Source organism: Vibrio sp. 10N.239.312.D08, from assembly GCF_041466145.1.
In the GTDB taxonomy this organism is placed as follows: Bacteria; Pseudomonadota; Gammaproteobacteria; order Enterobacterales; family Vibrionaceae; genus Vibrio; species Vibrio crassostreae_C.
In genome coordinates this window covers 16,695-39,179 of record NZ_JBFSSD010000046.1, presented here as the reverse complement: position 1 = coordinate 39,179, position 22,485 = coordinate 16,695, and the positions used below count along the sequence as shown (strand labels likewise).

The window sequence follows — 22,485 nt, the reverse complement described above, 5'->3', positions numbered from 1 at the left end:
ACCATATCACTTACTACCGTTTTTGTTTTTAGTTCCCGCTAATCCGCGATGAACCTTTTTATTTACTTAGCGTTTTATGTAGCTAAGCTTAGACTTTCTTGAAGATGATAGAGGTGTTGATTCCACCAAAAGCAAAGTTGTTGCTCATCAAGTATTCAACATCCAATTCGCGACCTGAGCCCGTGATGTAATCGAGCTTGCCGCACTGTTCATCGACATTCTTAAGGTTTAGGGTTGGGCTGAACCAACCGCTATGCATCATCTCTAGGCTGAGCCACGCTTCAATTGCACCACATGCACCAAGCGTATGGCCAAAGTAACTCTTAAGAGAGCTGATTGGTACTTCACCAAAGATATTCGCTGTCGCGTTACTCTCTGCAATATCACCTTTTTCAGTCGCAGTACCGTGCGCAGAAACATAGCCAATCTTCTCAGCTGGAAGTTGTGCGTCTCTCAATGCTTTCTCCATACAGATTTGCATGGTTTCCATCTGAGGTTGAGTCACATGAGCCGCATCACAGTTGCTCGCAAAACCTATGATTTCTGCGTAGATCTTTGCGCCACGAGCAACAGCATGTTCGTACTCTTCAAGGATCAGGGTTCCAGCGCCTTCGCCGATAACCAAGCCATCACGCTCGCTGTCGTATGGGCTAGGGGATTTCTTGGGTGTGTCGTTTTTTAAACTGGTAGCGAAAAGGGTATCGAAAACGGCAGACTCAGTTGGGCATAACTCTTCACCACCACCGGCAACCATTACGGTTTGGTAACCATGCTTGATCGCTTCATAGGCGTAACCAATGGCTTGGCTTCCTGAAGTACAGGCGCTGCTGGTGGGAATCACGCGGCCACGCAGACCAAAGAACAGACCTACGTTTACCGCGGCTGTGTGTGGCATCATTTGAACGTAAGTGGTTGCTGTGATTGCTCGTGTCGACTTCTCGTTCAGCATTACTCCGAAAGCACCAACCGCATCGGTACTGCCAGTTGAAGAGCCGTAAGCGATACCAGTTTCGCCATTGGTCAATACATCGTGACCAATTAAGCCGGCTTGTTCCAATGCATTCTCAGTCGCAACGGTTGCTAGGCGTGATACACGGCCCATGCCACGCACTTGCTTACGCTTGTAGTGTTTAGGCAGTTGGAAGTCATCAATAGGCGCGGCAAGTTTTGTGTTGAGACCATCATATTGCTCGAAGCTTGGCATATATTGAGTCGCATTTTCACAGGCCTTTAGCTTAGGCTCTATCTGTTGCCAGTCGTTACCAAAAGCAGTAACACCAGACATTCCAGTTACAACAACGCGGCGGGTCATACTAAGCCTCCATTTACTGAAATCACTTGGCGAGTTACGTAGCCTGCAATATCAGACATTAGGTAGCTGACTAGGCCGGCTACTTCTTCCGGCTCACCCATACGGCGCAGTGGTACTTGAGGAAGTGCATGATCTTTCACGTGCTCGTCAACCATACCTGTGTCAATTAAGCCAGGAGCGACACAGTTTACCGTGATCTTGCGTTTTGCGAGTTCTAGAGCAAGAGACTTAGTTGCGCCAATCACCCCCGCTTTTGCTGCAGCATAGTTAGTTTGACCACGGTTACCCATAATGCCGGATACCGACGCTAGAGTGACGATACGGCCACCTTTACGCTTTTGAACCATAGGCATTACACAAGGGTGAAGTACGTTGTAGAAGCTATCTAGGTTGGTATGGATCACACCATCCCACTCTTCTTCCGTCATCGCGGGGAATGCAGTGTCACGAGTAATGCCCGCGTTGTTCACTACACCATAGTAAGCACCATGTTCAGCGATATCAGACTCAAGCTTTTCGCGACACTCGCTTCGTTTGCTGATATCAAATTGAATAAGACGTCCAGCGCCACCCAGTTCGGTGATCGACTTTAGCGTCTCTTCAGCACCTTGCTTGTCACCCATGTAATGAACGGCGATTTCAAACCCGTCTTTCGCGAGTTGAATAGCGATCGCTTTACCAATACCTTTACTGGCACCAGTGACTAAAACCTGACGGCTCATGATGGGCTCCTAGTTTTCATTTCTTGTAATTTTTGTTCGGTCGGCACGTAGACGTTGAGTTGGCATTGAGCCACTAACTCACCTCGGTCTTCGACTCTTGCGGTAAACACAGCCATACCGCTGTCTTCCATCATCTGTTCGGCGTAGATATCAAGGGTCTGACCTTGAGTAAACTCATCACACAGTGATTTATAGCGACGAGAGCCGAGTAAGAATCCGATTGGGGGCGTGGTGCCGTTTTTAAGTGCGTGATATCCAGACCATGCCGCTACAGACTGCGCCATAAACTCGATTCCAACATATGCTGGTACCGTTTGAGATTCGGCGTCAAAGAACAGATTATGGTCACCAATATCGACCTGACAGTGGATCGACAACGCCTCTACGCTGATAGCACGATCGATTAATATCATCGGATCATCGTGAGGGAGAAGTTGGTCTACAGAAGGGATATCAGTCATTTACTACACCAAAAATCAGGCTAATGTTGTTGCCACCAAAAGCAAACGAGTTGCTTAAGATGTTCTTTGCTTTAAGTTTCTGTGAACAGTTTACCAAATCAATCTCAATATCTTCAGCTTTATCCTGACATTTTTGTAAGGGAAGCGGTAAGTCATATTTCAAAATATGCCACGCAATTGCAGCCTCAATCGCACTTGCTGCGCCTAGAGTATGCCCGGTCAGCGGTTTGGTAGAACTGACGGGAACCTTGTTTGCAAAAATACGATGAATGGCTTTACTTTCCATCGAGTCATTGAGTGGCGTTGCTGTACCATGTGCATTGATATAACCAATGTCTTCTGCGTTTAACTGTGCAGAATGTAACGCTTTTTTCATTGCTTGTTCAGCACCATTGCCTTCAGGGTGAGGCGCTGAAATGTGGTGTGCATCAGAGCTGTCCCCACAGCCCAATAAGGCAATGTTTGACGTGTCTTGTGCTGCATTAACACCGGCTAACTTTGTTTTGCTGAGCAACATAAATGCCGCTGCTTCTCCTATGTTGATACCTTCTCGGGTTGCACTAAATGGCTTACAATGTGTTGTTGAGAGTGCTTCAAGACCGTGGAAACCATTGAGTGTCAGCTTACACAATGTATCCACACCACCCACTAACACGGCATCAGCCATACCTGAATCTAATAAGCGCTGGGCGGTCAGAAATACGCGGCCACTGGATGAGCAAGCCGTAGATATGACGTAGTTTGGCCCCGTTAATGCGCAATACTGGCTAACGAACTCTGAGGTATCACCAAGCTCTTGTTTTGAGTAATGGTAATCTGCTGGAAACTCGCCGTTTGCCAATTTTTGTTTGAAGACTGCTTCACCATCGGAGATCCCAGATGTGCTGGTGCCAATAACAACAGCAATTCTATCTGCGCCAAACTGAGATTTGGCTTGCTCGATAGAATCTTCAATTTGGTGAAGAGCCGACAGCGCCAGTTGATTGTTGCGAGTGGCGTATTGCGTAAGATCTGAAGGAATCGGTGGTAGTTCACCCGCGATCTGACCAACGACAGTGTGTTTACCATCGTTCAGCATATCGTGCACTTCGACCATATTTGATTCACGCTCGTCTTTTAGACAGCCATGAATATCGGCAATCTCTGAGCCTAGCGCTGAGTGGAAACCACAGTCTTGGATGTAAATAGGCATAGTGTTCAACTCTTACTTGGATTGTCGACAATCGTTGAGTTCAACGTTTGTACGGTGATGTTGTAGCCCAGGGTCAAATGTTTGAAAACAATGTCGCCTGCCGTTTTGTGTGTACCAGGATCTGTTTGGTAATCAATTTGAATGATTGCCTGTTGGTTTTCATCAAATACGGTTCTTGTTTTGTCGGTATCGACTAGGTGCCAACCTATGCTTTGTAAAGGCTGAGCCCATGCTTCAGCCGGCCATAAGGTAAGCATTAAATTAAATAGCACCTGTTCAGGTTGTGGCAAAGTTGCGCCAAGCCCAGACAAAACCTGCGTATCAATTACTTGATTCTGGTATTGCAGCGATAGAATGCGAGTACCCCAAGAGGAGAACCCCGCCAAAACCACTTTACCTGGTGTGACTTCGACTTGAACCGGAAGCTGCTGTGTATCATTTTCCCACGTAGCGCTAATCAACTGACTGGCTGTTAATGAGTATCCCAGTTCAGCTGGCAGTGGTAGTGCTAGATCGGTGTCTTGATCGATAGACACGCTCGCACCACTTGGCTGCTGAGAAACCATCGAGCAGGCACTCATTAGAATGCCCACTAGTATGGCGAAGGTTACCTTTAATGTCTGGATCATCTAAAAGCCTCTCGAGTAATTGGTCCTTCTACGTTTTTACTACTGTTGATCGCGAGTGGAGAAAGCAGCCAAGCGACAAAGATCCCTGTCAGAACCGTCACCCCGAAGCTATGAATAGCATGAGTCTGGCTCAGCGACAGTAAGCCGAATGAAAGTAGTGTTGTGAGACCTGACAAGGTGATCGCTAATAAGGTGCTCAGCGATTTCTTTTGCTCAGCAAAGAACAGGGTGTAGTCTATGCCAATCCCTAAAATCAGAATCAAACCAAGCAGGTTAAATAGGTTCAGTGTCGAGCCTAAAATGCCCGTGACCGCCAAACCTGCTACGCCTGCAATCAATGAAGGCAACAGCATTAACAGGCTTTGCTTCACACCATAGCGCCAGCCTAACAGCATGCCAATAGCTGCCAATGCTATCAATAACAGCTCGGTAATCTTGACGCGGTACTCAGCAAAAAGAGAGGAGATTTCATCCGCTTTATTGAGGTGTTTCACACCTTGCTTCTGAGCAAAATCTGACTCCAACCACTGTGAGAACAGCTCAGCATCAGTGACGTCTTTTATCAAAATGACCGACGCTGCTTGCCCGTCGATAGGTTTTAACCAAAGTGGTCGAACAGGCTCTGAGACTGGAGACTCCAAAAATCCAGATACCGTGATTGGTTCGAATTTTGGTAGTTCTGGAAACGTAGACCAACCGAGAGAGCTTTGTAATATATGGCTTTGTTGACTATAGAGTTGTTCAACCAACTGATAGTTATCATGCTGTTCTTGTTTACTTAACAAGTGTTGATTGATGCTGCGATACCCGGAGATACCTTGGCTATTGACCAGCGAATCTAAGCTTGTGGTGATTTCTGTCAATTTTTTGAGTAGCTTTTGGTCGCTCTGAGCTGTGACCAAAAGCATATTTTGACCACTGCCTAACCCTGATATCTCAGTAATGGCTTGCTCTTGTTGTTTGAGTTGTTCGGGCATAGCCTGAAGCTGGCGAATATCGTCGTCGTAACGAATTTGACTGAGTGACATCAAGCTAACGACAGTCACTGTTAACGGTAAGCCAATTCTAAATTTTTGGTTGCTCCAAAGGCTTAACCAAGTATGCCAAAGTTTCGACAGGGGAAGAGGGCGCTCTTGGCCTGGTTTTACCGCTAAAACGGGGTACCAGCACACCACACTGGCGTAAGCTGCGATCAGTCCAATCGACGAAAACAGAGCCAGTTGCTGCAAGCCTGGGAATGGCGCAACCAGTAGCCCTAAGTATCCGATTAAGCTGGTGATTAAACCTAGAGTGATGGCAATGAAAATATGCTTTAGGCCTTTATCGCTCTGCCAGTGGCTTCCTGCGGCCAAACGGTCAGTGAGATAGTGAAAAGAGTAATCGATGGATACGCCAATCAAGCTAGCGCCAAACACCAAGCTGAATAGATGCACCTTACCAAAGATAGCGACAGTGATTGCCAGTGCAACCAATAATCCTGTACTGATTGAGAGTAAAGATAAGGCAAGTGGTAGCGCACTACGAAATGTCAGCCACACCAATAAAATAACGCCTGCCAATGAGCCCAAACCAATGGTACTGATTTCTGATTTCGCGCTTTCGGTACCGTAATTGGCGTAGAACACCACACCAGTATGCTGCACCTTGACGCCAAATTGTTTTTCGACCTCGCGCTCAATTGAATCAAGATCTGGAAGTTGTTCTTGAATCGCCAAGCTATAAGGTGAGTCCGCCAGAGTAGCCGTGACTAAAATATGAGTTTGCTCATTCGACTGGGCCGTGAGATAGCCCTCTTTCAGAACAAAGTTACTTGATTGGACGCCAATAGCACTGATGTAGTCGCGAAATAACAAGAATGGGTCGAGAGATAACTCTGCTGCAGTGACGCCTGAGAATGGATTGTACAGAGACTGAATGACATATTGAGCTCGCGAATCAGGCGAGTGTGTCAGCGTCTCTTTTTGTTGTTGGGTCAGCAGTTGAGATCGGTGACGAAAATAGAAATCGCTCCACTGGCTTTGAGTGCTGGCGTTGATTTTACCTTGAACTTGCTTAAACAGAGTTGGCTGACTTGAAAAAGTTCTTTGGTTGAGAGCTTTTTCAAAAGCGTCGGTCGCAACCATGGTTTGTTCGATATCGGGAGCGCTTATGATAAATACCACTTGCTCGCTCATCGAGCTGGATATCTGCTGAAAGGCTTGCTCTACCATTGGGTCTTGCTGGTTTTCGGGCAGTAACTTTAGAATGTTGCTTTCAATCGGTACCGACGAAGAAAAAGCGAATTGTTTGGTCAACAACCCGCTAAACAGCATTACAACAACAAGCCAAACAAGGGCAAGACTAGAGTTGGAATTGTTTCGCTTCAGCATCTGATAATACTTCCGGTAGATGGCTTAACTGACTGAATTCGATCACTGTGCTATCTCCACGAATCTCTTTCAACTCAATACGTTCAATATCGCTGTTGCCTTGCAGTGTGATAGCCTCAAACACCGCATTCATCGGTGCATTTTTGGGCTTTAGAGTCAGTGTCCATGCTTGTACATTTTTATCAGAGCTGGTGTTAGTTGCGGGCTCAAAATTGAGTGCGAACTGTTCCTGAAGTTTTTGCGTGTCCCCATGAAACACTGACAAGAAGATATGGCTGAAATAAAACGCCATTGGATTTTCTTTGTCGGTGATGATTTTTGCGGGTTGATCGGCAAACCTTTGGCTCAGTTTGTTATCGGTGAGCACTAAGTTCACGGGAAACGGAGTGGTTTGTGTCCAGAGTAAGCCACTTGATTTGTCTAACAGAAATGTACCTTGTGACGTTAAAGGCTGGGCGAACATCTCCATATTGCGTGTTTGAGTGAACTCACCACGCACAATACTATTTTCGCTGAGCACCGTCTGCAGCTCTGAAATAGAATTGACAGCAGCAGAGTTTTCTTTGGCGCTTACAAGGCCGCTTGCCATCATCGCAGTAAGTCCAATTAGCGCGATATTGATGTATTTGCGACTGCGTTTAAACAGATTCATGGTTCACCTGCTGTGGGTTAGAGGTTTGTGTTTGATGTTCAGTTGCTAGAGGTAAGCAACCAAATTGGTGCCAGTGTTCGACTTTGTCAGTAAACACTTTGGGTGAGGCAAAGCACATCTCTTGTTCTTCGATGGTGACGGCAACCTGCATTGTGTGCGCTCGAGTCATGCGAGCACCGGTTAGGGCATCATGAATTTCATAATCGACGCGCAGGCGGTTTTCCCACTCAGTCAACTTAGCCGTGACCTTGATCTGATGATTAAATGGTATCGCTTTGATGTACTTTACGCGCGTGTCGATGATAGGCCACATGTAGCCAGAATCCTTCATCTCATGGTAGTTGTACTCAATCTTATCCATCATGATGCGCCTAACTTCTTCAAAGAATCGGAAGTAGTTGCCGTGATAGATCACGCCCATTGGGTCGGCATCTTGGAATGAGGTGATAAGCGTCACCTCAGATTGTAATGGGTGAAGGATTTCAGACATAAATCGCTCTCAACAATATTGCGTAAAGGGTTGGCTACTTTATGAGTAAAGTGACCAGTGCTGACTTTGAATACGAGCAATGAAGTGGCGTAGATCGCCTTCAAGTGGTCGATCTTCTACGATAAATTCAAACTCCTTAAGCACTTCGTCGCGAATGTGCTTGAGGTTCTCACTCATGTGGTGCTCATCAAGCTCTTTGTGGCGCTTACGAAGTTCGAGTGTTTGTGCCCCCGCCAGTAGTGACGCTGCTGCCACTTGTTCGGTTAGCTCTAGAACGCGTAAACAGTCACGAGCTGCGATGGTGCCCATACTCACTTTATCTTGGTTGTGACACTCAGTTGAGCGAGAGAATACGCTTGCTGGCATGGTGTGTTTCAATGCTTCTGCTGTCCAAGCTGAAACGCCAATCTGTACTGCTTTAAAGCCGTGGTTGATTGGCTTACGTTCGCCTTCAGCACCCGTTAGGTTGAATGGCAAACCGTTGTTGAACTTGTAGTCCATCAGCTGAGCCATTTGACGGTCAAGCAGATCAGCAAGGTTCGCAACTGCAGTTTTTAACGTATCCATCGCCATTGCAATGTGTCCACCGTAGAAGTGTCCACCGTGCAGTACGCGCTCATTATCACCATCGATAATTGGGTTGTCGTTGGCACTGTTTAGCTCGTTCTCGATCATTTGGCGTAGCCAAGGCAGAGAGTCTTGAACCACGCCGATAACATGTGGAGCACAGCGCAGAGAGTAACGATCTTGGAGGCGATCACTGTTACGTGGCGGGCGATCCGCTTGCAGATCATCACGCAGCCATGCAGCAACTTGTTGTTGACCAGGATGAGGTTTGACTGCAAACAGCGCTTCATCGAAATGGAAGTCATTGCCGTGCATACCGACTGATACCATAGCGGTGATCTTAGTTGATAGCTGAGCTAGATATTCCGCACGCTTGTAAGCGATACAAGCTAATGCCGTCATTACAGACGTACCATTCATCAACGCCAAGCCTTCTTTTGGCTTAAGTTTGATAGGGCTAATTCCTAACTCTTTGTAGACGTCACTGGTTGGGCGCACTTCACCTTTGTAGATTACATCACGCTCACCAATCAGTGCTGCGGCTAAGTAAGACAGAGGTGTTAAGTCGCCACTGGCACCCACCGATCCTTCTTGAGGAATGCGTGGTGAGATGTCTTGGTTGATTAGAGTAACGATCTGGTTGAGTAGATCGTGAGTCACACCAGAGACACCTTGTGATAACGAACACAGGCGCGTTGCTAATACTGCACGAGCTTGTTCGTGAGACAATATTTCACCTAAACCACAGCCGTGAAAACGTGTTAAATGCAGTGGTAGCTCGTCAACTAGGTTTGGCGGAATCGCAACCGTACATGAGTCACCGTAACCCGTCGTTACACCGTAAATCACACCTTCTTCTTTCAATAGGCGTTCTAAGAAAGCGACACCACGGTCGATCTTAGATGTGAATGCTTCACTTGTGTTCATCGAGGCTTTTGCGCCTTGTGAGATAGCGACAACATCCTCAATCGTGAGGCGCTCGGCACCAAAGGTGATGCTATTTGGATTCTTTTTCGTCATGGTGCTTGCTCAATGTCCAAAAATTAAAAAAGTTGTACCACTGAAGCGGTGCTTGCAGTGTGTAGTGCTGAAGTCGATTTGCGTATTTTTGCACGACTTGCTGTAAAGATTGTTCGCGAGTCTTTCTTGGTAGCTCGATCTTGTTGCTAAAATGCTCGAAATAGACATTAAAATGCGGCTTAGATTGTGAGTCGTCACGTAACCCAAACAGCAAAAATACGGGTGCTTTGAGAACCGAGGCTAACATAAATGGACCTTGAGGGAATGGAGCTTCCTTACCTAAGAACTCAGCCCATACTGAGCGGCTCTCTTTGCTGGTGGAAGTTCGATCGCCAACAATCACGATCCATTCGCCTTGCTCTAGTTTCTGTTGTAACAAGATAGCGGTATCAGGCCCCATCGATGTCACCTGAATCAGATTTAAATCAGACTGCGGGTTAACCGCTTTCATCACGGAATTAAAACGTTCGGCGTGTTCTGTAAAAACCAGGGCGTTGATTTTGATGTTCGAGTGTCTGCGACCTAAAGCTCGGCACAGCTCAATATTGCCAAGGTGAGATCCAAGGATTAGCACACCTTGCTTATTTGCCACCATGCTCTCGAACTGGTCTTGGCCATGAATAGTCAGGTTATCTGCCGAGAAATCACCTTTCCATGCCGCGAGCTTGTCGAGCATCGTATGGCCAAATGAAAGCAGATGGTTGTAACTGGTTAGTTCTCCGGGGAGCTCAATATTTTGCTGTTCCGCATAGGCTTTTAATTGGAATAGATATTGTTCGGAAGCGTTTCGCGCACGCTGGCCCGTCAAGTGGTAGTAACGCATCACACCACGCAGAATGAGGTTGAACACACCGCGACCTAACAAGGTATAAATGGCTAATAACAGCTTAATGCCTAATACTGTGCCGCGTTCTTGAGTGCGGGACCAGTGTGGTTGTTCAGAAGCTTGCGGCTCTGAATCAGTCGATAAATTTGGGTTATTATCAGCTGAATCGGATTTGAAATGGCGAGCAATCAGTTTTGGTGCTCTTGGCAGCATGCTGAAGAATAGACGTGTATGCATCCAACTGATTTTGACGTTATCCCACAACGCATCGAAATGAGAGATGCCGTTCTCAGGATAGATAACGCGCGTTTCAACGAAGTCTATGTCGCAACCTTCCCAATACAGGCGAACCAAAATCTCGATATCGAAGTCCATTCTCGAACCAACATCGTACTTATTCAACACAGTTTGAGTTTGGTTGATAGGATACGCTCTAAAGCCACACATGCTGTCTTTAATTGATAAAGAAAGGGTTTCTATCCATACCCAGATATGTGTCGCGTAGCGCCCATAGAGCCTTGCTTTGGGTACGCTGTCGTCGTAGATAGGCTGGCCTGATATCAGACGTTGTGGCTTAGCTTGTGAGGCCTCAATCAATGTTGGCAAGGCTTCCAGGTCGTGTTGCCCATCAGCATCTATCTGAATAGCGTGGCTAAAGCCTAGTTGCTGCGCTTTTTTGATTCCGGCTTTTACTGCGCCGCCTTTACCTTGGTTCTGTTCAAGCGTCACCAAGGTTACGTTTGAATTCTCTGCTAGGGGAGACAGAAACTGTTTTGTTGTGAGTTCACTGCCATCGTCAACGATGATGATCGGTAACTCAAAATGATGAAGTGACGACACCACAGCCGGCATGGTTGCGCCATGGTTAAAGCACGGGATAAGGAAGCAAGCCTTGTAGCTGCTTTCTTTTGTGTGGTGTTGAGAAGTAGCCTCGACGGGAGTGCTATTCACTTTTTTCTCCCAGCTTCATTTTGCCTGAAGAGTGGGTCTGTTCACCGTTGTTTGATGTGTAACTAAAGCTCAGCTTGTCTTTGTCAGCATCCCATTTGAGTGATAGCTGGATTGTAGCGTCAGGCAGGATAGGCTCTTGGAACTTAATGACTTCCATTCCTTTAAAGAAACCAGGAACGCCTAACTCTTGGACTGCGTAGTGAAGTGCCCAATCAATTTGCGTGACGCCAGGTAGAATAGGGAAGCTCTTGAAGTGCCCATTAAAGTCGGTGATATCTCCGCTAACATGAAGTGTCAGGGTCGATTCATTTTCTACCGTGTCTACAGCAATGATGTTTGGTTTTCTTTTATCCATAGGGCGTGCTTAGAATCCTTGGGCAAATATTGGTTCTTTGACAAAAATATAAAAAGATAATCTCAGTGTAAAATACGATCAGCGGTTTCTATGATTTTATTAGCTGTTCTATGTGAGATGTTAATCGCTTACCTTGGCTGTTGAGGGGGATCTCATCGACAACACGGTATTTTCTCGGGATTGCGATTGGCTCTAACCACTTTCTGAGTTCTGTACGCAGCATCAACCAGAATTTACCTTTGCTCATGGTCGATAGAGCGGCTTGGCCTTCATCTGATAATACCAAAACAGAGGCTAATATTAATCGCTCAGGCTCCTCAAATGGAATAACCACGCACTCACTTATCCAAGGCAGTTGCTCCAGTCGCTTTTCCACTTCAACCAGTGATACTCGCTTTTCTTCTATCTTGATCACTCGGTCCGTTCGGCCCTTCAATATGAATTGATTCTCCGAGACCATCTCGCACTCATCAGAGGTTTGATACCAGTTATTCTTATCGATGTACGGCGACAATAACTTAATGCAATTCTCACTGTTGAGACTAGCCTCAATACAGGCAAAAAGCTGCCAAGGCGTTTGAGCGCTCTCTTGCTGACGAAATGCGATGCCACCGGTTTCTGTGCTACCAAAGACTTCAATCGGTAAATGACCAAGCAGATCTCGTGACTGGTGAGCCGACTCGGTAGGCAATGGACCACCCGAAGAGAAGATTCCTGCAAGTTGTACCTTGTTGGTCTCATGCTTTAATCGTTTAAGTAGCGCTGGGCTGCTGATTAGTACACAGTTTTGATTTGCGTGAGATAAGATCTGTTCTGGGTATTCAAGGTTGTGTCGAGCAAATGGAACACCAGAGCATAGTGGCCATAAGATTCTAAACAGCAAACCATAGATATGTTGATGAGAAACTGTGCTTTGGATTTGGTTTCCCTTGAGTAACTCACCCCAGTTCTTGTGTAACTGAGCGGTCTCAATATCGAGGTGCTCTAACGTTTTATCTATCGCTTTTGGCGTGCCACTTGAACCTGAAGTGAACAGAGTTAATGGGACTGTTGCCAAATCAATGGTCGTAAGATTCTCGGTTAGAGGTTTTTGTGCTTCAGTGTTTGAATCCAATAAGGTTTGGATATTACGAACGTCATTCACCTCAACTTCGCCAATCGAGTTATCAACTAGCAGGCAATCAAACTGCTTACTTAACTCAGCAAGCGCACATGGCTGGTAGTTGCCCGGTAAGATGATGTGTTTGTTGGCTGCTGTACATGCCAAAAAGGCCACCGCAAATAGGTAGCTGTCTTGGGTACAAATCGCGATTCGTTGAAAAGGGGATAAAGACAAAAATTGTACGAGTTGAGATAAGTCGTCGTTAAATGTTTGCCACGTAATCTCGCTATTGTCGTCAAAGCAGACAATAGATTCAGGGGCTCTGTCCTGGCTAAGAAGCTCAGACAACGAGGTGTAAGATACGGTTTGGGTCATAACAATTTAACTCTGACGAATGCGCTGTCTTACTACCCACTCTCCTGCAAAGAGTAACCCTGCAAACAGATAGCTGAGTAAGCCATTGTATAGGGTCCATACTTCTAGCGGTTGGAAGCAGGTGTAAAGGGCAATAGAGCCATTGATAACAAAGAACAAGCACCACACTTTGGTGACTTTTCGTGTGTAATCAACGCCACTTTGCGGAAGTTCAGGCTCTTGAAGGCGAGCAAGACGTTCGATAATCGTTTGTGGTTGCCATAGGCTCGAAGCGAATACAACCAGCATACAAACATTAACGATAACGGGATAATAGGTTAGCCAGCCGTGTTGCTTAAAGGCTAAGCCTAAAGCCAGCAGAACAATACCGGCACTTCCACTGATCCAAGCTAGGTGTTTTAGCTCTTTGATTTTAGCCTGACCGCCGGTGAAAATGCGTACAGCAAAGATAGCGGCTAAGGCAATACCAACGGTTTGTAAGCCAAACTTGTTGAGTCCAAAGTAAACCGCTATTGGATAAGTGAAAAGTATAATTGCCGACAGTAAAGTCAGCAGAGGACGCATTAGGCGTCCTTCAATAGTTCAACCACAGATTCGACAACGTCATTAACGGTGCGCACTGCTTTGAACTCTTCAGGTTTTATCTTCTTACCTGTGACGTTCTGTAGGTGAACGACCAAATCAACGGCATCAATGCTGTCTAGGTCTAGATCAAGATAGAGATGAGCTTCAGGGGTGATATCTTCAGCGTCAAGCTCGAACAGCTCAATAAGCGCATCTTTAACCTGGTTGTATACTTCTTGTTGGTTAGCTTGTGTCATAAAGATCTGTCTAGTTATTCGTTTGAGAAGAGATGTAGTTCGCTAGATTTTCAACTGACGCAAAGTGCTGTCGAGTGTTTGAATCATCTGCATCGATAACAATGTTGTACTTTTTCTTGATAGCAAGGCCAAGCTCAAGGGCATCGATAGAGTCTAGTCCAAGTCCATCACCAAATAGTGGAGCTTCCGTTTCAATCTCATCAATGCTCATGTCTTCAAGGTTCAATGCGTCGATGATCAGTTGTTTCAGTTCGTTGTGTAATGTTTCCACTTTGGCCTACTTAATGCTTTATCTGAATGCTGCTTTAAGGGGGCGATTCTACATTATATGAGGTATTTTCGAAATGCCGATATCGCCTGTTATGTTATTGATACGCTAAATGTTTTCTTCGGAAGGGAAAATTGTTTGTGCAAGATGATGATTAAGGCGCCTTGCTGCCGAAGTTAAATTATTTGAGCCTTCAATAAATGGTTCGACTTCTATTTTACCTTTCACCGCGACATGAAAAAAGGGCTTCGACGCAGGAACTTGATACCATTTTTTCTCTTTCGTTAAGAATGTCGGAGAAACCGTAATATGAATCACGCGTAAATCGGTTTGTGTTCGAGTCGCGATTTGTGCCGCCCCACGCTGTAAGGATGGTTCAATTCCTGGCGTTGTGCGAGTTCCTTCGGGAAAAATCAGCATGACATTGCCACGTGAGAAGCGTTCTTCACAGCGCTCTAAAAGATCGTCAGGGGCTTGGTTCGGTATATAACCTGCCGCTTTGACAATCCTTTTCATAAAAGGGTTTTCCCAAATGGCCGCTTTGACGAGGCAATCACATTGAGGAAGTTGAGAGGCGATCAGCACATAGTCAATCAAACTTGGGTGGTTGGCGACGATAATGCAGTTACGGTCGTTACGCAGTAGTTCTGCACCATCAATTCGGTAATCGATTGCTCCGGTGAACTTCATGATTTGGCAAAAGGCGTTGAATGAGAAACGAATCAATCGCTGTGCTTTAAGCTCTCTTTTAATGGTGTTGGAAGTCGTTAGCGCGATAGTGGGTAAGATTAAGAAGCTTAATACTAAGCCACCTAGACCAAAGATGGTAAAGCACAGCCCTGTCGCGAATACTCGCCAATATTGGTCGATTTTGCTCATGATTGTGGACCTGTCTCGGTGTTATTTACCCAAGACCAAGTTTGGTGCTTGCCAGCAATAGCCCACTTATTTGCGCCCAATAAGATATGTTGGAGCGTTTGTAACCCTTGTGGTAACACGGAAGGTGCTTGGTTGGTCTCTACTGTCCTAGTAATAGAGTATTCACTGCCAGCGGTGAGCACTAAGCCCAGCGCATAATCAGCAAAGTTCTGTGTTTCGTACTCTTGGTAGAGCTCGGGCAGAGGTTGGTCGAAATCGATAACTAACACTCGATGCGACGGATATTGATGAAGGTAAAGATAAGCTTCGATCAGAGCGTTATGGAAAGTATCTTGCCCTGCGGCTATTGAAGTCAGTGGAATCGGTGCTTTGGCGGCAATGGTGGTTAGACCAGCTGCGGTATTATGTACCGACTGCGAGAACGCCATTGGTGAGGCATCGTCACCTTCTAATATCGACTGAATCAAGGTTGCGGTTCGGTGCAGTTCACCATGTCGACTGGCAAAAACCAGATAATCAATCGAGTTGTCTTTTAAGAGTGTCAATGCAGTTTGAACGGCCAATTTACTTTGTAGGCTCATTCGGCGGCGCATCATCGGTGGGATCGCTTTAAATTCAGTTGAGCCATCTTGTGGCCAATCTAAATTAGTGCTCCACGCTTGCCATTGGGCAACAGAATTGAGACCAGCCGAATTTGCAGACCATTTCTCAATATTAAACGACATTAATTGGGATTGATTTGACATAGAGTATTGATTTGCTTTGAGTTTAACTAAATACTATGCGCGCTTATAAATAAACACAGATAAGGAATTTAAATGAAATTACTAAAAATAGCAGTTTCAATGTTATTCATATTCGTTCTTGCAGGATGTGGACGCGTCCAACCTGTAATGAATGTTGAGGATACTCCAGTTGCACTGAATCTTCAAAGTAAACAGGTTAAATCAGCTATTTCTGAATCTGCTGAAAATCGAGGCTGGTTGGTTTCAGAAATAAAGCCTGGTTTGATCCGCGCTGAATTGTATGTTCGTTCGCACCACGCTGTGGTTGAAATTCCTTATAGTGATAAGTTTTACTCTATTCTTTACGTTGAATCAGAGAATTTGAAGTACGACGATGGTGAAATACACCGTAATTACAACCGTTGGGTTAATAACTTAAACGTTGATATTAAACGTAAGCTTGCGCAAATGGCAGCTGAGTAACTCTCTATTATTTAAAGTTAGGTTTTTCGTGTCGGAATATAAATTAGATCCATTCAACGCATTAGAAGCAAAAACAGAAGCGCAGAAATTGTCTTTCGCTCCGATTGTTTTTCATACTGCTCGTACACTTCGTGATTTAGGCATTTTGAAAGCGTTAGATGACGCGGGCAACGAGGGTTTACCAGCAGAGTCTATCTCTGAATCGACCGGTGTCTCTGAGTACGGCGTGAAAGTCCTGCTCGATATGGCGTTAAGTGCTCATATTGTGACTTGGGAAAAGCCTAACTACAAAATGGCTAACCTTGGTTTCTACCTTCTGCATGATGGTATGACTAACGCAAACATGGATTTCACAGCCGATGTTTGTTATGCCGCGATGATGCATCTAACAGAAGCGATTGAAGAAGGCACACCTGCAGGCTTGAAAGAGTTGGGTGATTGGGAAACCATTTACCAAGGCTTGTCTCAATTGCCAGAAAAAGCAAAAGAGAGTTGGTTCAAGTTTGATCACTTCTATTCGGATCGCTCGTTCCCTGTGTTACTTGAAAAAGTCTTCAGCAAGAAACCTAAGTCGCTGGTGGATATCGGCGGCAACACGGGTAAGTGGGCGATGCAATGCTGCAACCATGATGCGGACGTTGAGGTGACGATTGTTGATTTGCCACAGCAGCTAGAAATGGCAATGGCAAACGCGGCAAAGCATGGTCATCAAGAGCGAGTCACGCCATTCCCAGCGAATATGCTCGATAAACAGCAAACTCTGCCAACGGGCGCGGATGTTTGGTGGATGAGTCAGTTCCTTGATTGTTTCTCGCCAATGGAGATTCTGAGCATATTAAAGCGCGTTCGCTCTCATATGTCAGAAGATGCGACTGTCTATATCCTTGAACTGTTTTGGGATTCACAGAAATACGATGCGGCTTCTTATAGCTTAAACGCGACGTCTCTCTACTTTACCTGCTTGGCCAATGGCAACAGTCGTTTTTACCGCAGTGAAGATTTCTTAGAGATTGTTGAAGAAGCGGGCTTTGAAGTGGTAACGCGTACCGACGATATCGGTCTTGGTCACACGCTTCTAGAATTGAAAGCTGGCGCGCAATAAAAATAACAAACATGGCTTAAATAATGAAAAAACTATCAACTCAAGTGGTGATCATCGGAGCTGGGCCATCAGGGTCTATTGCTGCGTCTTTACTTCATAAAAAAGGCATCGATGTTCGAGTGATTGAAAAGAGCGTATTCCCTCGCTTTTCTATTGGTGAAAGCCTATTACCAGCTTGTATGGAAATGATTGAACAGGCTGGGATGACTGACGCAGTGATCAACGCTAACTTCCAATACAAAGATGGCGCTGCCTTTCGCAAAAATGGTGTTTATACGGCGTTCAATTTTGAAGACAAGTTCTCTTCTGGCCCTGGAACCACGTTTCAGGTTCAGCGAGGTGCCTTTGATAAGGTTTTGGCAGATACGGCTGAGGCGCAGGGTGTCTGCATTGATTACCAACATGAGTTAATGGGCATTAATTTCACCGACGACAGCACCATTTTAGATGTACAAGTGCTGGGTGGAGAGCATTATCAGATAGAAGCTCAATACGTTCTGGATGGCAGTGGTTTTGGTCGAGTGCTACCAAAAATGCTTAACTTGGAAGAGCCGTCATCGCTTCCTCCACGCAAAGCTATTTTTACGCACATTAACGAGCATATTGCAGAGGTGGATACCGATCTTGAATATGACCGAAATAAAATTCTTATCTCTGTGCATCCAACCAACCCTGATGTTTGGTATTGGTTGATCCCGTTTAGTAACGGTGTCTCTTCGTTTGGTGTGGTAGGAGAGCCTAAGTTCTTTGAGTCCTATCCAGAAGACAAGATTGCTGCAATTAAACAGCTGGCAGCGGAAGAGCCGGGCTTGGCTGAGATACTGGCAAGCGCCGAGTATCCAAACCCTGCGGGTGAAATTGGTGGCTATTCTGCCAATGTAAAACATTTGGCGACGGATAAGTACGCGTTGCTTGGCAATGCCGGCGAGTTCCTTGACCCGGTGTTCTCGTCAGGCGTGACGATTGCGATGAAGTCGGCACAGTTTGCGGTTGAGTGTGTCGAAAAGCAACTTAACGGTGAGAAGGTAGATTGGGAACGCGATTATGCCGCTCCTTTGATGGTTGGTGTAAACACCTTTAGAACGTATGTTGAGGGGTGGTACTCAGGTACTTTGCAGGATGTGATTTTCTATCAAGATCCAAATCCAAAGATTAAGCAGATGGTGTGCTCAATTCTGGCGGGTTACGCATGGGATCAAGCCAACCCTTATGTGAAAGAGTCTAAGCGCCGATTGGCGACACTGGCTGAGATATGCCGAAACTAGGTAATCGATTTTGTATGTAGCAATACTCTAAATTGCCACGATGGATCGTCATAAATTAAAAACAGCCGCAATGTGCGGCTGTTTTTGTATCTGAAAAATATGGGCGGTCAGCTTAATCGGATTTAAGCCTATTTTAAGTCGATGCTGTTCAATCGTCCCATAAATATAAGTAGATCAATTACGTCTTTGTGAGCATCAAGCAGCGCACGTTTGGTTTGGCTATAAGCTGCAAGTCGGCCGTGCTTTCTAATGGAGCACACCTTAGTTTTGTATTTGTAGTCGCCGTTTTCTGAGAATACACGCCACTTAGCGATGTAGCATTCGTCGCGGTGTTCAGGATCACTCTGAGTTGGATTTGGTTTGAATACAATTTTGGGTTCTAGACTATGAGGCAGGCGCGTCATCAGGTAGGGCTCTTTGAGGACTTTGGGCCAAAATTTGCCCCATAGCTGTCTGCCCAGTTCATCTCTTAATTTAATGGTTTTCTTCAGTGCTTTGTCTTCACCCATACGAACAAAACCGACCGACCGATGCAACACCGTATCTTCGGGAGTATGAATGTGGATCTTAAAAGCGGTTTTACCTTTCGAGATAAAGCGGTAACCGGTAGCACCAATTAGATTATTCTGACTCATAGTTTGCTAAGTGATGATTATGTTATTAATAAGATTACGCCAAATACTGCAAAACCGAAACTAATACCCATGAAAAAAAATAAAGCCTTAACAAAAGTGCTAAGGCTTTATTAGAAACTGTGAGGCGGGCGTGTCGCTAACTACATGATTTTCTGCATCACATCACCAATTTGAATGCTTCCAGCAAGGCTTGGTTGGTCGATCGTCAGTTCTGCTTCGTTTTCATAAACGCGAGAAACGGTCAGTGTGATATCGCTTTGAGATACCTTATTACGTGGCAAGCCGCGTTGGTCGATAAACGAACCTGTGTGCCACAGTTGCAGTTTGTCACCTTGTTGAACACCATGCATTCGACCTAAATCAATGGTCACAGTGTTACCAAATACCGCTGCCACCTCTGGAAGCGTGATCTTACATGACACTTCAGATTCCAAGTCCAACATAATATTGCGGCTAACACGCAGCATCATACTGCCATAGGTTGATGCCCAGAAACGAGCACTGCGGGTGTCCACTTCACTGGTCTTAGCAAATGGCCACTTTGCCACTTCACGATAGCTACGGTTGTAAACCTGATGTCCTGTTTTACCATCGAAGACTTGCATCTCTAACGCAAACTGACGATTGATGATGTCGTCTTTCAAAAGCTTGGATTCGATGGTCGCGGTTAAATCGGTAATGTCGCCACCAATGATGTATTGTGCGCCAGTGTCTTGGGCGATCATCTTGATCACTTCAGGTCGACGTTTGTCGATGTCGTAATTGGTCGTGCCAACGGAAACAAAGCTGCGAGACTCTTGCGCCAGCTGTCGGTCCACGACATGACCAAAATCATCACCGATGTTATAGATTCTGCCCATTACAGCTTGCTGTGGGGAAGTCACATCGATGTTGCCGACCAAAAATGTCTTCTTATATTGGCTCTCATGGCAAGCATTTGCCGAAGGATAGATATCGATCCTTGCGGTGATCATTATATTGCCACTGCGTTTTTTCTCTTTTTCTACCAAGATGTAGCGCACTTCATGATTGGTAAATTGAAACTCTTTTTTGTTTGCGTCGAGGTAGGGCGTGAGGTTGGCAATGCTACCAATGTCGGCTCCTGAGAACTGGATCGCTTTATATACCGCGTCTTCCAGAGCATGGACCCTTGCCGTTTCCTCTGACGATACGATGGCTGCGGTACCGGTAACCTCATACCAAGAGGCATGAGCACTGAAGCTTATGGTTATCAGTGAACTTATTGAAAATAAGTAAGAAATTATTTTTTTCATCTATTCGTTACCAGTTGGGTATAAATATTGCTTAACAAATAACTATAAGCTTGAAGCTGACTTAAGTGCGTTTTTCTTAATCTGAACCATTAATGAAAAGCAAAGACTGTTCCAACATTGTAATCCATTGAAAAGAATAATGGTGAGAACATATTGGAACAGGTGGCACTAAAACTATCTGGAGATTAGAGAATGAAAAAATGGCTCGTAGTAATGAGTGTCATGTTACTGACATCATGCGCTTATTCGCCGATCTATAACGGCAAGTCTGAATATTCAGGCAGTCAGTTTATGTTGATGGACAGCCCTCGTCATACCATGGATTTTTTTGTGGAAAGTATGACTGAAGATTTGATCATTTCGAATACAAGTATTTCAGCGAGAACGCCAATAGCAATTACTTCGTTTGTGGACCTGCAGCACATGGACACAACGAACTGGCTAGGCAACTCGGTATCAGAAGGTTTCATTCATCAGTTTCAGCGTCGTGGCTTCAAGGTTGTTGATTTCAAAACAACAGGTTCTATTCAAGTGACTCATCAAGGTGACTTTGCGTTAAGCCGCGATTGGAAAGACTTAGCTCAAGAACAAGACGTACAGTACGTACTGACAGGCACTATGCTTCGCCAAGAAGGTGGTGTGTTAGTCAATGCTCGTGTTGTTGGCATGCAAACTCGCATTGTCGTGGCGACGGCACAAGGCTTCTTGCCTGCAGACCGTATTGGTCGTGACCTAGATACTCTAAACAGTATTCGAACTCAAGATGGCGTTATCATTCGTTCTGACCCAACGATCAGCCAGCCTTATACTGTTATTCTTCGCCCTTAGGAGTTCGAGATGAAGAAGTTAATATTTGTTGTTGCCGCTTTACTGCTTGTTGGCTGTCAGCCACTGCAAAACATGAGGCCAGACGACTACTTAGTTGCCGTTGGCTACGCGAGTATCAGTGAGCAGAAAGGACGTAACGATGAAGAAAGACGTATCCGTGCGATGAGAGCTTCTAAGATCGACGCCTATCGTGAACTTGCAGAACAAGTTTACGGTATGCGAGTGAGTGGTCGGGCAGAGCTTGAAGATCAACGCCTTGGTACGGAACGTACTTCTGGTGCGGTTGATGGCGTAATCCGCGGTGCAGAAGTTGTACGCAGCTACCCTGTGGGCGATAGCTATGTTACTGAGCTTCAGCTTGATATCCGTAAGATGGAACAGTTACGTAATTACGGTGAAGTTCAACCTGTACCTGAAAAGAGACAACAAACGCTGTTCTAGCCCAAGGGGCGTCTAGCGATAGGACTATCCAGTTATATTGGCTGCTTTCGTTTTCCAGATGGCGTATCGGCAACCAATAACTAATATGAATGTAAAAGCGGCAAGTATGAAAATACTTGTCGCTTTTTTGTTTATCGATTTTGTCAGGGCGTTCAAAGGCTGATTAGGTGTTTTAATAAAAGATAACGACAGGAATAGTCTGAGATACAGATAAACGGTTAACAAGGGGTATTACTGAAGAGGAAGAGTTAACTTAACTAGGCTTTTACGTTGGTTCCCAGCGTAGAGATAGTATGCGTTTGACCACCGGCATTGTAGGTCATGCCAATTTTTCCGTGACTTTGCTGCATCATATTGCTGAGTTTTTTGAAGCTAAGGTGCGCTCGATTCAAGGCTTCGCCATTCACAAGGTTCGCTTGCTGGCAATCGTGCACTATGGACTGGATCTTGCTGACTAACTGAGCAAGTTCAGGGTTCTCGGTCAGTTCTGAGATATTGGTATGGGCTGCGATTCGCTGATCGGTTGATCTTAGTTGTTCAACTAGGACCACTTTTTCTTTGGCGATTCGCTCAATATCGTTTGATTGTCGGCTCGTAATAGCGGTTTTCTCTGAACTTAATAATTCAGATAAGGCTTTGGCATTTTGAAGTTGAAAATTAACTAAATCTGCTAGTGCCGCCATAACGTAAACCTATTCATAACCTCGTGTGCTTTAAGATAATCACTTCAATTAAAAGTGA

At 45.4% G+C, this 22,485-nt stretch carries 25 protein-coding genes; 5 read left to right on the top strand and 20 right to left on the bottom strand.

What is annotated here, in order from left to right; translation table 11 throughout:
• Positions 1–88 precede the first annotated feature (88 nt).
• From AB6D58_RS19685 to AB6D58_RS19605, 17 genes are all read right to left on the bottom strand, one after another.
• Complete coding sequence (locus AB6D58_RS19685) at positions 89–1,312, bottom strand: beta-ketoacyl-ACP synthase (RefSeq protein WP_017062286.1); 1,224 nt, start codon at positions 1,310–1,312, stop codon at positions 89–91.
• On the bottom strand, positions 1,309–2,034 hold the full coding sequence (locus tag AB6D58_RS19680; RefSeq protein ID WP_017062285.1) for a 3-ketoacyl-ACP reductase FabG2: 726 nt from the start codon (positions 2,032–2,034) through the stop codon (positions 1,309–1,311). Before AB6D58_RS19680 ends, AB6D58_RS19685 begins: the two co-directional genes overlap by 4 nt.
• A complete protein-coding gene (locus tag AB6D58_RS19675; protein WP_017062284.1) occupies positions 2,031–2,495 on the bottom strand; it encodes a hotdog family protein in 465 nt (154 codons plus the stop codon). Before AB6D58_RS19675 ends, AB6D58_RS19680 begins: the two co-directional genes overlap by 4 nt.
• On the bottom strand, positions 2,488–3,687 hold the full coding sequence (locus AB6D58_RS19670) for a beta-ketoacyl-[acyl-carrier-protein] synthase family protein (protein ID WP_017062283.1): 1,200 nt from the start codon (positions 3,685–3,687) through the stop codon (positions 2,488–2,490). Before AB6D58_RS19670 ends, AB6D58_RS19675 begins: the two co-directional genes overlap by 8 nt.
• A 5-nt stretch (positions 3,688–3,692) precedes the next feature.
• Positions 3,693–4,316 (bottom strand): DUF3261 domain-containing protein, encoded by a 624-nt coding sequence (locus tag AB6D58_RS19665; RefSeq protein ID WP_029235408.1) that lies wholly within the window; start codon positions 4,314–4,316, stop codon positions 3,693–3,695.
• Positions 4,313–6,685, bottom strand: a complete 2,373-nt coding sequence (locus AB6D58_RS19660) for an MMPL family transporter (protein WP_136982906.1) — start codon at positions 6,683–6,685, stop codon at positions 4,313–4,315. The genes AB6D58_RS19665 and AB6D58_RS19660 overlap by 4 nt, the downstream gene beginning before the upstream one ends.
• On the bottom strand, positions 6,657–7,337 hold the full coding sequence (locus tag AB6D58_RS19655; RefSeq protein WP_136982905.1) for an outer membrane lipoprotein carrier protein LolA: 681 nt from the start codon (positions 7,335–7,337) through the stop codon (positions 6,657–6,659). Before AB6D58_RS19655 ends, AB6D58_RS19660 begins: the two co-directional genes overlap by 29 nt.
• Positions 7,324–7,827 (bottom strand): thioesterase family protein, encoded by a 504-nt coding sequence (locus AB6D58_RS19650; RefSeq protein ID WP_136982904.1) that lies wholly within the window; start codon positions 7,825–7,827, stop codon positions 7,324–7,326. The genes AB6D58_RS19655 and AB6D58_RS19650 overlap by 14 nt, the downstream gene beginning before the upstream one ends.
• Before the next feature lie 39 nt (positions 7,828–7,866).
• Positions 7,867–9,414 (bottom strand): histidine ammonia-lyase, encoded by a 1,548-nt coding sequence (gene hutH / locus AB6D58_RS19645; protein WP_372158176.1) that lies wholly within the window; start codon positions 9,412–9,414, stop codon positions 7,867–7,869.
• Positions 9,392–11,191 carry a glycosyltransferase gene (locus AB6D58_RS19640; protein WP_372158174.1) on the bottom strand — a complete coding sequence of 600 codons (1,800 nt, stop codon included), beginning with the start codon at positions 11,189–11,191 and terminating at the stop codon, positions 9,392–9,394. The genes hutH and AB6D58_RS19640 overlap by 23 nt, the downstream gene beginning before the upstream one ends.
• Entirely contained in the window at positions 11,184–11,546 is a 363-nt protein-coding gene (locus AB6D58_RS19635; RefSeq protein ID WP_017062276.1) for a 3-hydroxyacyl-ACP dehydratase, read from the bottom strand. The genes AB6D58_RS19640 and AB6D58_RS19635 overlap by 8 nt, the downstream gene beginning before the upstream one ends.
• An 88-nt stretch (positions 11,547–11,634) precedes the next feature.
• Positions 11,635–13,023, bottom strand: coding sequence for an AMP-binding protein (locus AB6D58_RS19630; RefSeq protein WP_017062275.1), 1,389 nt, complete (start codon positions 13,021–13,023; stop codon positions 11,635–11,637).
• Between the two features lie 6 nt (positions 13,024–13,029).
• On the bottom strand, positions 13,030–13,587 hold the full coding sequence (locus AB6D58_RS19625) for a septation protein IspZ (protein ID WP_017062274.1): 558 nt from the start codon (positions 13,585–13,587) through the stop codon (positions 13,030–13,032).
• Complete coding sequence (locus AB6D58_RS19620; protein WP_004739745.1) at positions 13,587–13,844, bottom strand: acyl carrier protein; 258 nt, start codon at positions 13,842–13,844, stop codon at positions 13,587–13,589. The genes AB6D58_RS19625 and AB6D58_RS19620 overlap by 1 nt, the downstream gene beginning before the upstream one ends.
• A 10-nt stretch (positions 13,845–13,854) precedes the next feature.
• On the bottom strand, positions 13,855–14,115 hold the full coding sequence (locus AB6D58_RS19615) for a phosphopantetheine-binding protein (RefSeq protein ID WP_004736154.1): 261 nt from the start codon (positions 14,113–14,115) through the stop codon (positions 13,855–13,857).
• Positions 14,116–14,220: 105 nt separating this feature from the next.
• Entirely contained in the window at positions 14,221–14,991 is a 771-nt protein-coding gene (locus AB6D58_RS19610) for a 1-acyl-sn-glycerol-3-phosphate acyltransferase (protein ID WP_017064140.1), read from the bottom strand.
• Positions 14,988–15,737, bottom strand: a complete 750-nt coding sequence (locus AB6D58_RS19605; protein WP_372134178.1) for a beta-ketoacyl synthase chain length factor — start codon at positions 15,735–15,737, stop codon at positions 14,988–14,990. The genes AB6D58_RS19610 and AB6D58_RS19605 overlap by 4 nt, the downstream gene beginning before the upstream one ends.
• Positions 15,738–15,809: 72 nt before the next feature.
• Here AB6D58_RS19605 and AB6D58_RS19600 point away from each other — a divergent pair, with 72 nt between their 5' ends.
• From AB6D58_RS19600 to AB6D58_RS19590, 3 genes are read left to right on the top strand one after another with little or no spacing between them, the layout of a single operon-like run.
• Positions 15,810–16,199, top strand: a complete 390-nt coding sequence (locus AB6D58_RS19600; protein ID WP_017062271.1) for a hypothetical protein — start codon at positions 15,810–15,812, stop codon at positions 16,197–16,199.
• A 28-nt stretch (positions 16,200–16,227) separates the two neighbouring features.
• Positions 16,228–17,301, top strand: coding sequence for a methyltransferase (locus AB6D58_RS19595; RefSeq protein ID WP_017062270.1), 1,074 nt, complete (start codon positions 16,228–16,230; stop codon positions 17,299–17,301).
• A 23-nt stretch (positions 17,302–17,324) separates the two neighbouring features.
• On the top strand, positions 17,325–18,566 hold the full coding sequence (locus AB6D58_RS19590) for an NAD(P)/FAD-dependent oxidoreductase (RefSeq protein ID WP_372158171.1): 1,242 nt from the start codon (positions 17,325–17,327) through the stop codon (positions 18,564–18,566).
• A 128-nt stretch (positions 18,567–18,694) separates the two neighbouring features.
• Here the strand turns inward: AB6D58_RS19590 and AB6D58_RS19585 are convergent, their stop codons facing one another.
• Positions 18,695–19,201 (bottom strand): hypothetical protein, encoded by a 507-nt coding sequence (locus AB6D58_RS19585; protein ID WP_017062268.1) that lies wholly within the window; start codon positions 19,199–19,201, stop codon positions 18,695–18,697.
• 140 nt (positions 19,202–19,341) lie between these two features.
• Positions 19,342–20,475 carry a flagellar assembly protein FlgT gene (locus tag AB6D58_RS19580; protein ID WP_017062267.1) on the bottom strand — a complete coding sequence of 378 codons (1,134 nt, stop codon included), beginning with the start codon at positions 20,473–20,475 and terminating at the stop codon, positions 19,342–19,344.
• 192 nt (positions 20,476–20,667) lie between these two features.
• On the opposite strand from AB6D58_RS19580, the gene AB6D58_RS19575 reads away from it, so the two are divergent.
• Positions 20,668–21,303, top strand: coding sequence for a FlgO family outer membrane protein (locus AB6D58_RS19575; RefSeq protein WP_017064137.1), 636 nt, complete (start codon positions 20,668–20,670; stop codon positions 21,301–21,303).
• Between the two features lie 9 nt (positions 21,304–21,312).
• Entirely contained in the window at positions 21,313–21,744 is a 432-nt protein-coding gene (gene flgP, locus AB6D58_RS19570; RefSeq protein ID WP_017062265.1) for a flagellar assembly lipoprotein FlgP, read from the top strand.
• A gap of 257 nt (positions 21,745–22,001) precedes the next feature.
• Here flgP and AB6D58_RS19565 read toward each other — a convergent pair whose 3' ends face one another.
• Complete coding sequence (locus AB6D58_RS19565) at positions 22,002–22,427, bottom strand: flagella synthesis protein FlgN (RefSeq protein ID WP_372129899.1); 426 nt, start codon at positions 22,425–22,427, stop codon at positions 22,002–22,004.
• Positions 22,428–22,485: the final 58 nt, after the last annotated feature.

What these genes read in the sequence shown, in the direction of transcription:
- AB6D58_RS19685 (WP_017062286.1), bottom strand. Translation starts at nt 1,312, where the DNA reads ATGACCCGCCGCGTTGTTGTAACTGGAATGTCTGGTGTTACTGCTTTT.
- AB6D58_RS19680 (WP_017062285.1), bottom strand. Translation starts at nt 2,034, where the DNA reads ATGAGCCGTCAGGTTTTAGTCACTGGTGCCAGTAAAGGTATTGGTAAA.
- AB6D58_RS19675 (WP_017062284.1), bottom strand. Translation starts at nt 2,495, where the DNA reads ATGACTGATATCCCTTCTGTAGACCAACTTCTCCCTCACGATGATCCG.
- AB6D58_RS19670 (WP_017062283.1), bottom strand. Translation starts at nt 3,687, where the DNA reads ATGCCTATTTACATCCAAGACTGTGGTTTCCACTCAGCGCTAGGCTCA.
- AB6D58_RS19665 (WP_029235408.1), bottom strand. Translation starts at nt 4,316, where the DNA reads ATGATCCAGACATTAAAGGTAACCTTCGCCATACTAGTGGGCATTCTA.
- AB6D58_RS19660 (WP_136982906.1), bottom strand. Translation starts at nt 6,685, where the DNA reads ATGCTGAAGCGAAACAATTCCAACTCTAGTCTTGCCCTTGTTTGGCTT.
- AB6D58_RS19655 (WP_136982905.1), bottom strand. Translation starts at nt 7,337, where the DNA reads ATGAATCTGTTTAAACGCAGTCGCAAATACATCAATATCGCGCTAATT.
- AB6D58_RS19650 (WP_136982904.1), bottom strand. Translation starts at nt 7,827, where the DNA reads ATGTCTGAAATCCTTCACCCATTACAATCTGAGGTGACGCTTATCACC.
- hutH (WP_372158176.1), bottom strand. Translation starts at nt 9,414, where the DNA reads ATGACGAAAAAGAATCCAAATAGCATCACCTTTGGTGCCGAGCGCCTC.
- AB6D58_RS19635 (WP_017062276.1), bottom strand. Translation starts at nt 11,546, where the DNA reads ATGGATAAAAGAAAACCAAACATCATTGCTGTAGACACGGTAGAAAAT.
- AB6D58_RS19630 (WP_017062275.1), bottom strand. Translation starts at nt 13,023, where the DNA reads ATGACCCAAACCGTATCTTACACCTCGTTGTCTGAGCTTCTTAGCCAG.
- AB6D58_RS19625 (WP_017062274.1), bottom strand. Translation starts at nt 13,587, where the DNA reads ATGCGTCCTCTGCTGACTTTACTGTCGGCAATTATACTTTTCACTTAT.
- AB6D58_RS19620 (WP_004739745.1), bottom strand. Translation starts at nt 13,844, where the DNA reads ATGACACAAGCTAACCAACAAGAAGTATACAACCAGGTTAAAGATGCG.
- AB6D58_RS19610 (WP_017064140.1), bottom strand. Translation starts at nt 14,991, where the DNA reads ATGAGCAAAATCGACCAATATTGGCGAGTATTCGCGACAGGGCTGTGC.
- AB6D58_RS19605 (WP_372134178.1), bottom strand. Translation starts at nt 15,737, where the DNA reads ATGTCAAATCAATCCCAATTAATGTCGTTTAATATTGAGAAATGGTCT.
- AB6D58_RS19600 (WP_017062271.1), top strand. Translation starts at nt 15,810, where the DNA reads ATGAAATTACTAAAAATAGCAGTTTCAATGTTATTCATATTCGTTCTT.
- AB6D58_RS19590 (WP_372158171.1), top strand. Translation starts at nt 17,325, where the DNA reads ATGAAAAAACTATCAACTCAAGTGGTGATCATCGGAGCTGGGCCATCA.
- AB6D58_RS19585 (WP_017062268.1), bottom strand. Translation starts at nt 19,201, where the DNA reads ATGAGTCAGAATAATCTAATTGGTGCTACCGGTTACCGCTTTATCTCG.
- AB6D58_RS19580 (WP_017062267.1), bottom strand. Translation starts at nt 20,475, where the DNA reads ATGAAAAAAATAATTTCTTACTTATTTTCAATAAGTTCACTGATAACC.
- AB6D58_RS19575 (WP_017064137.1), top strand. Translation starts at nt 20,668, where the DNA reads ATGAAAAAATGGCTCGTAGTAATGAGTGTCATGTTACTGACATCATGC.
- flgP (WP_017062265.1), top strand. Translation starts at nt 21,313, where the DNA reads ATGAAGAAGTTAATATTTGTTGTTGCCGCTTTACTGCTTGTTGGCTGT.
- AB6D58_RS19565 (WP_372129899.1), bottom strand. Translation starts at nt 22,427, where the DNA reads ATGGCGGCACTAGCAGATTTAGTTAATTTTCAACTTCAAAATGCCAAA.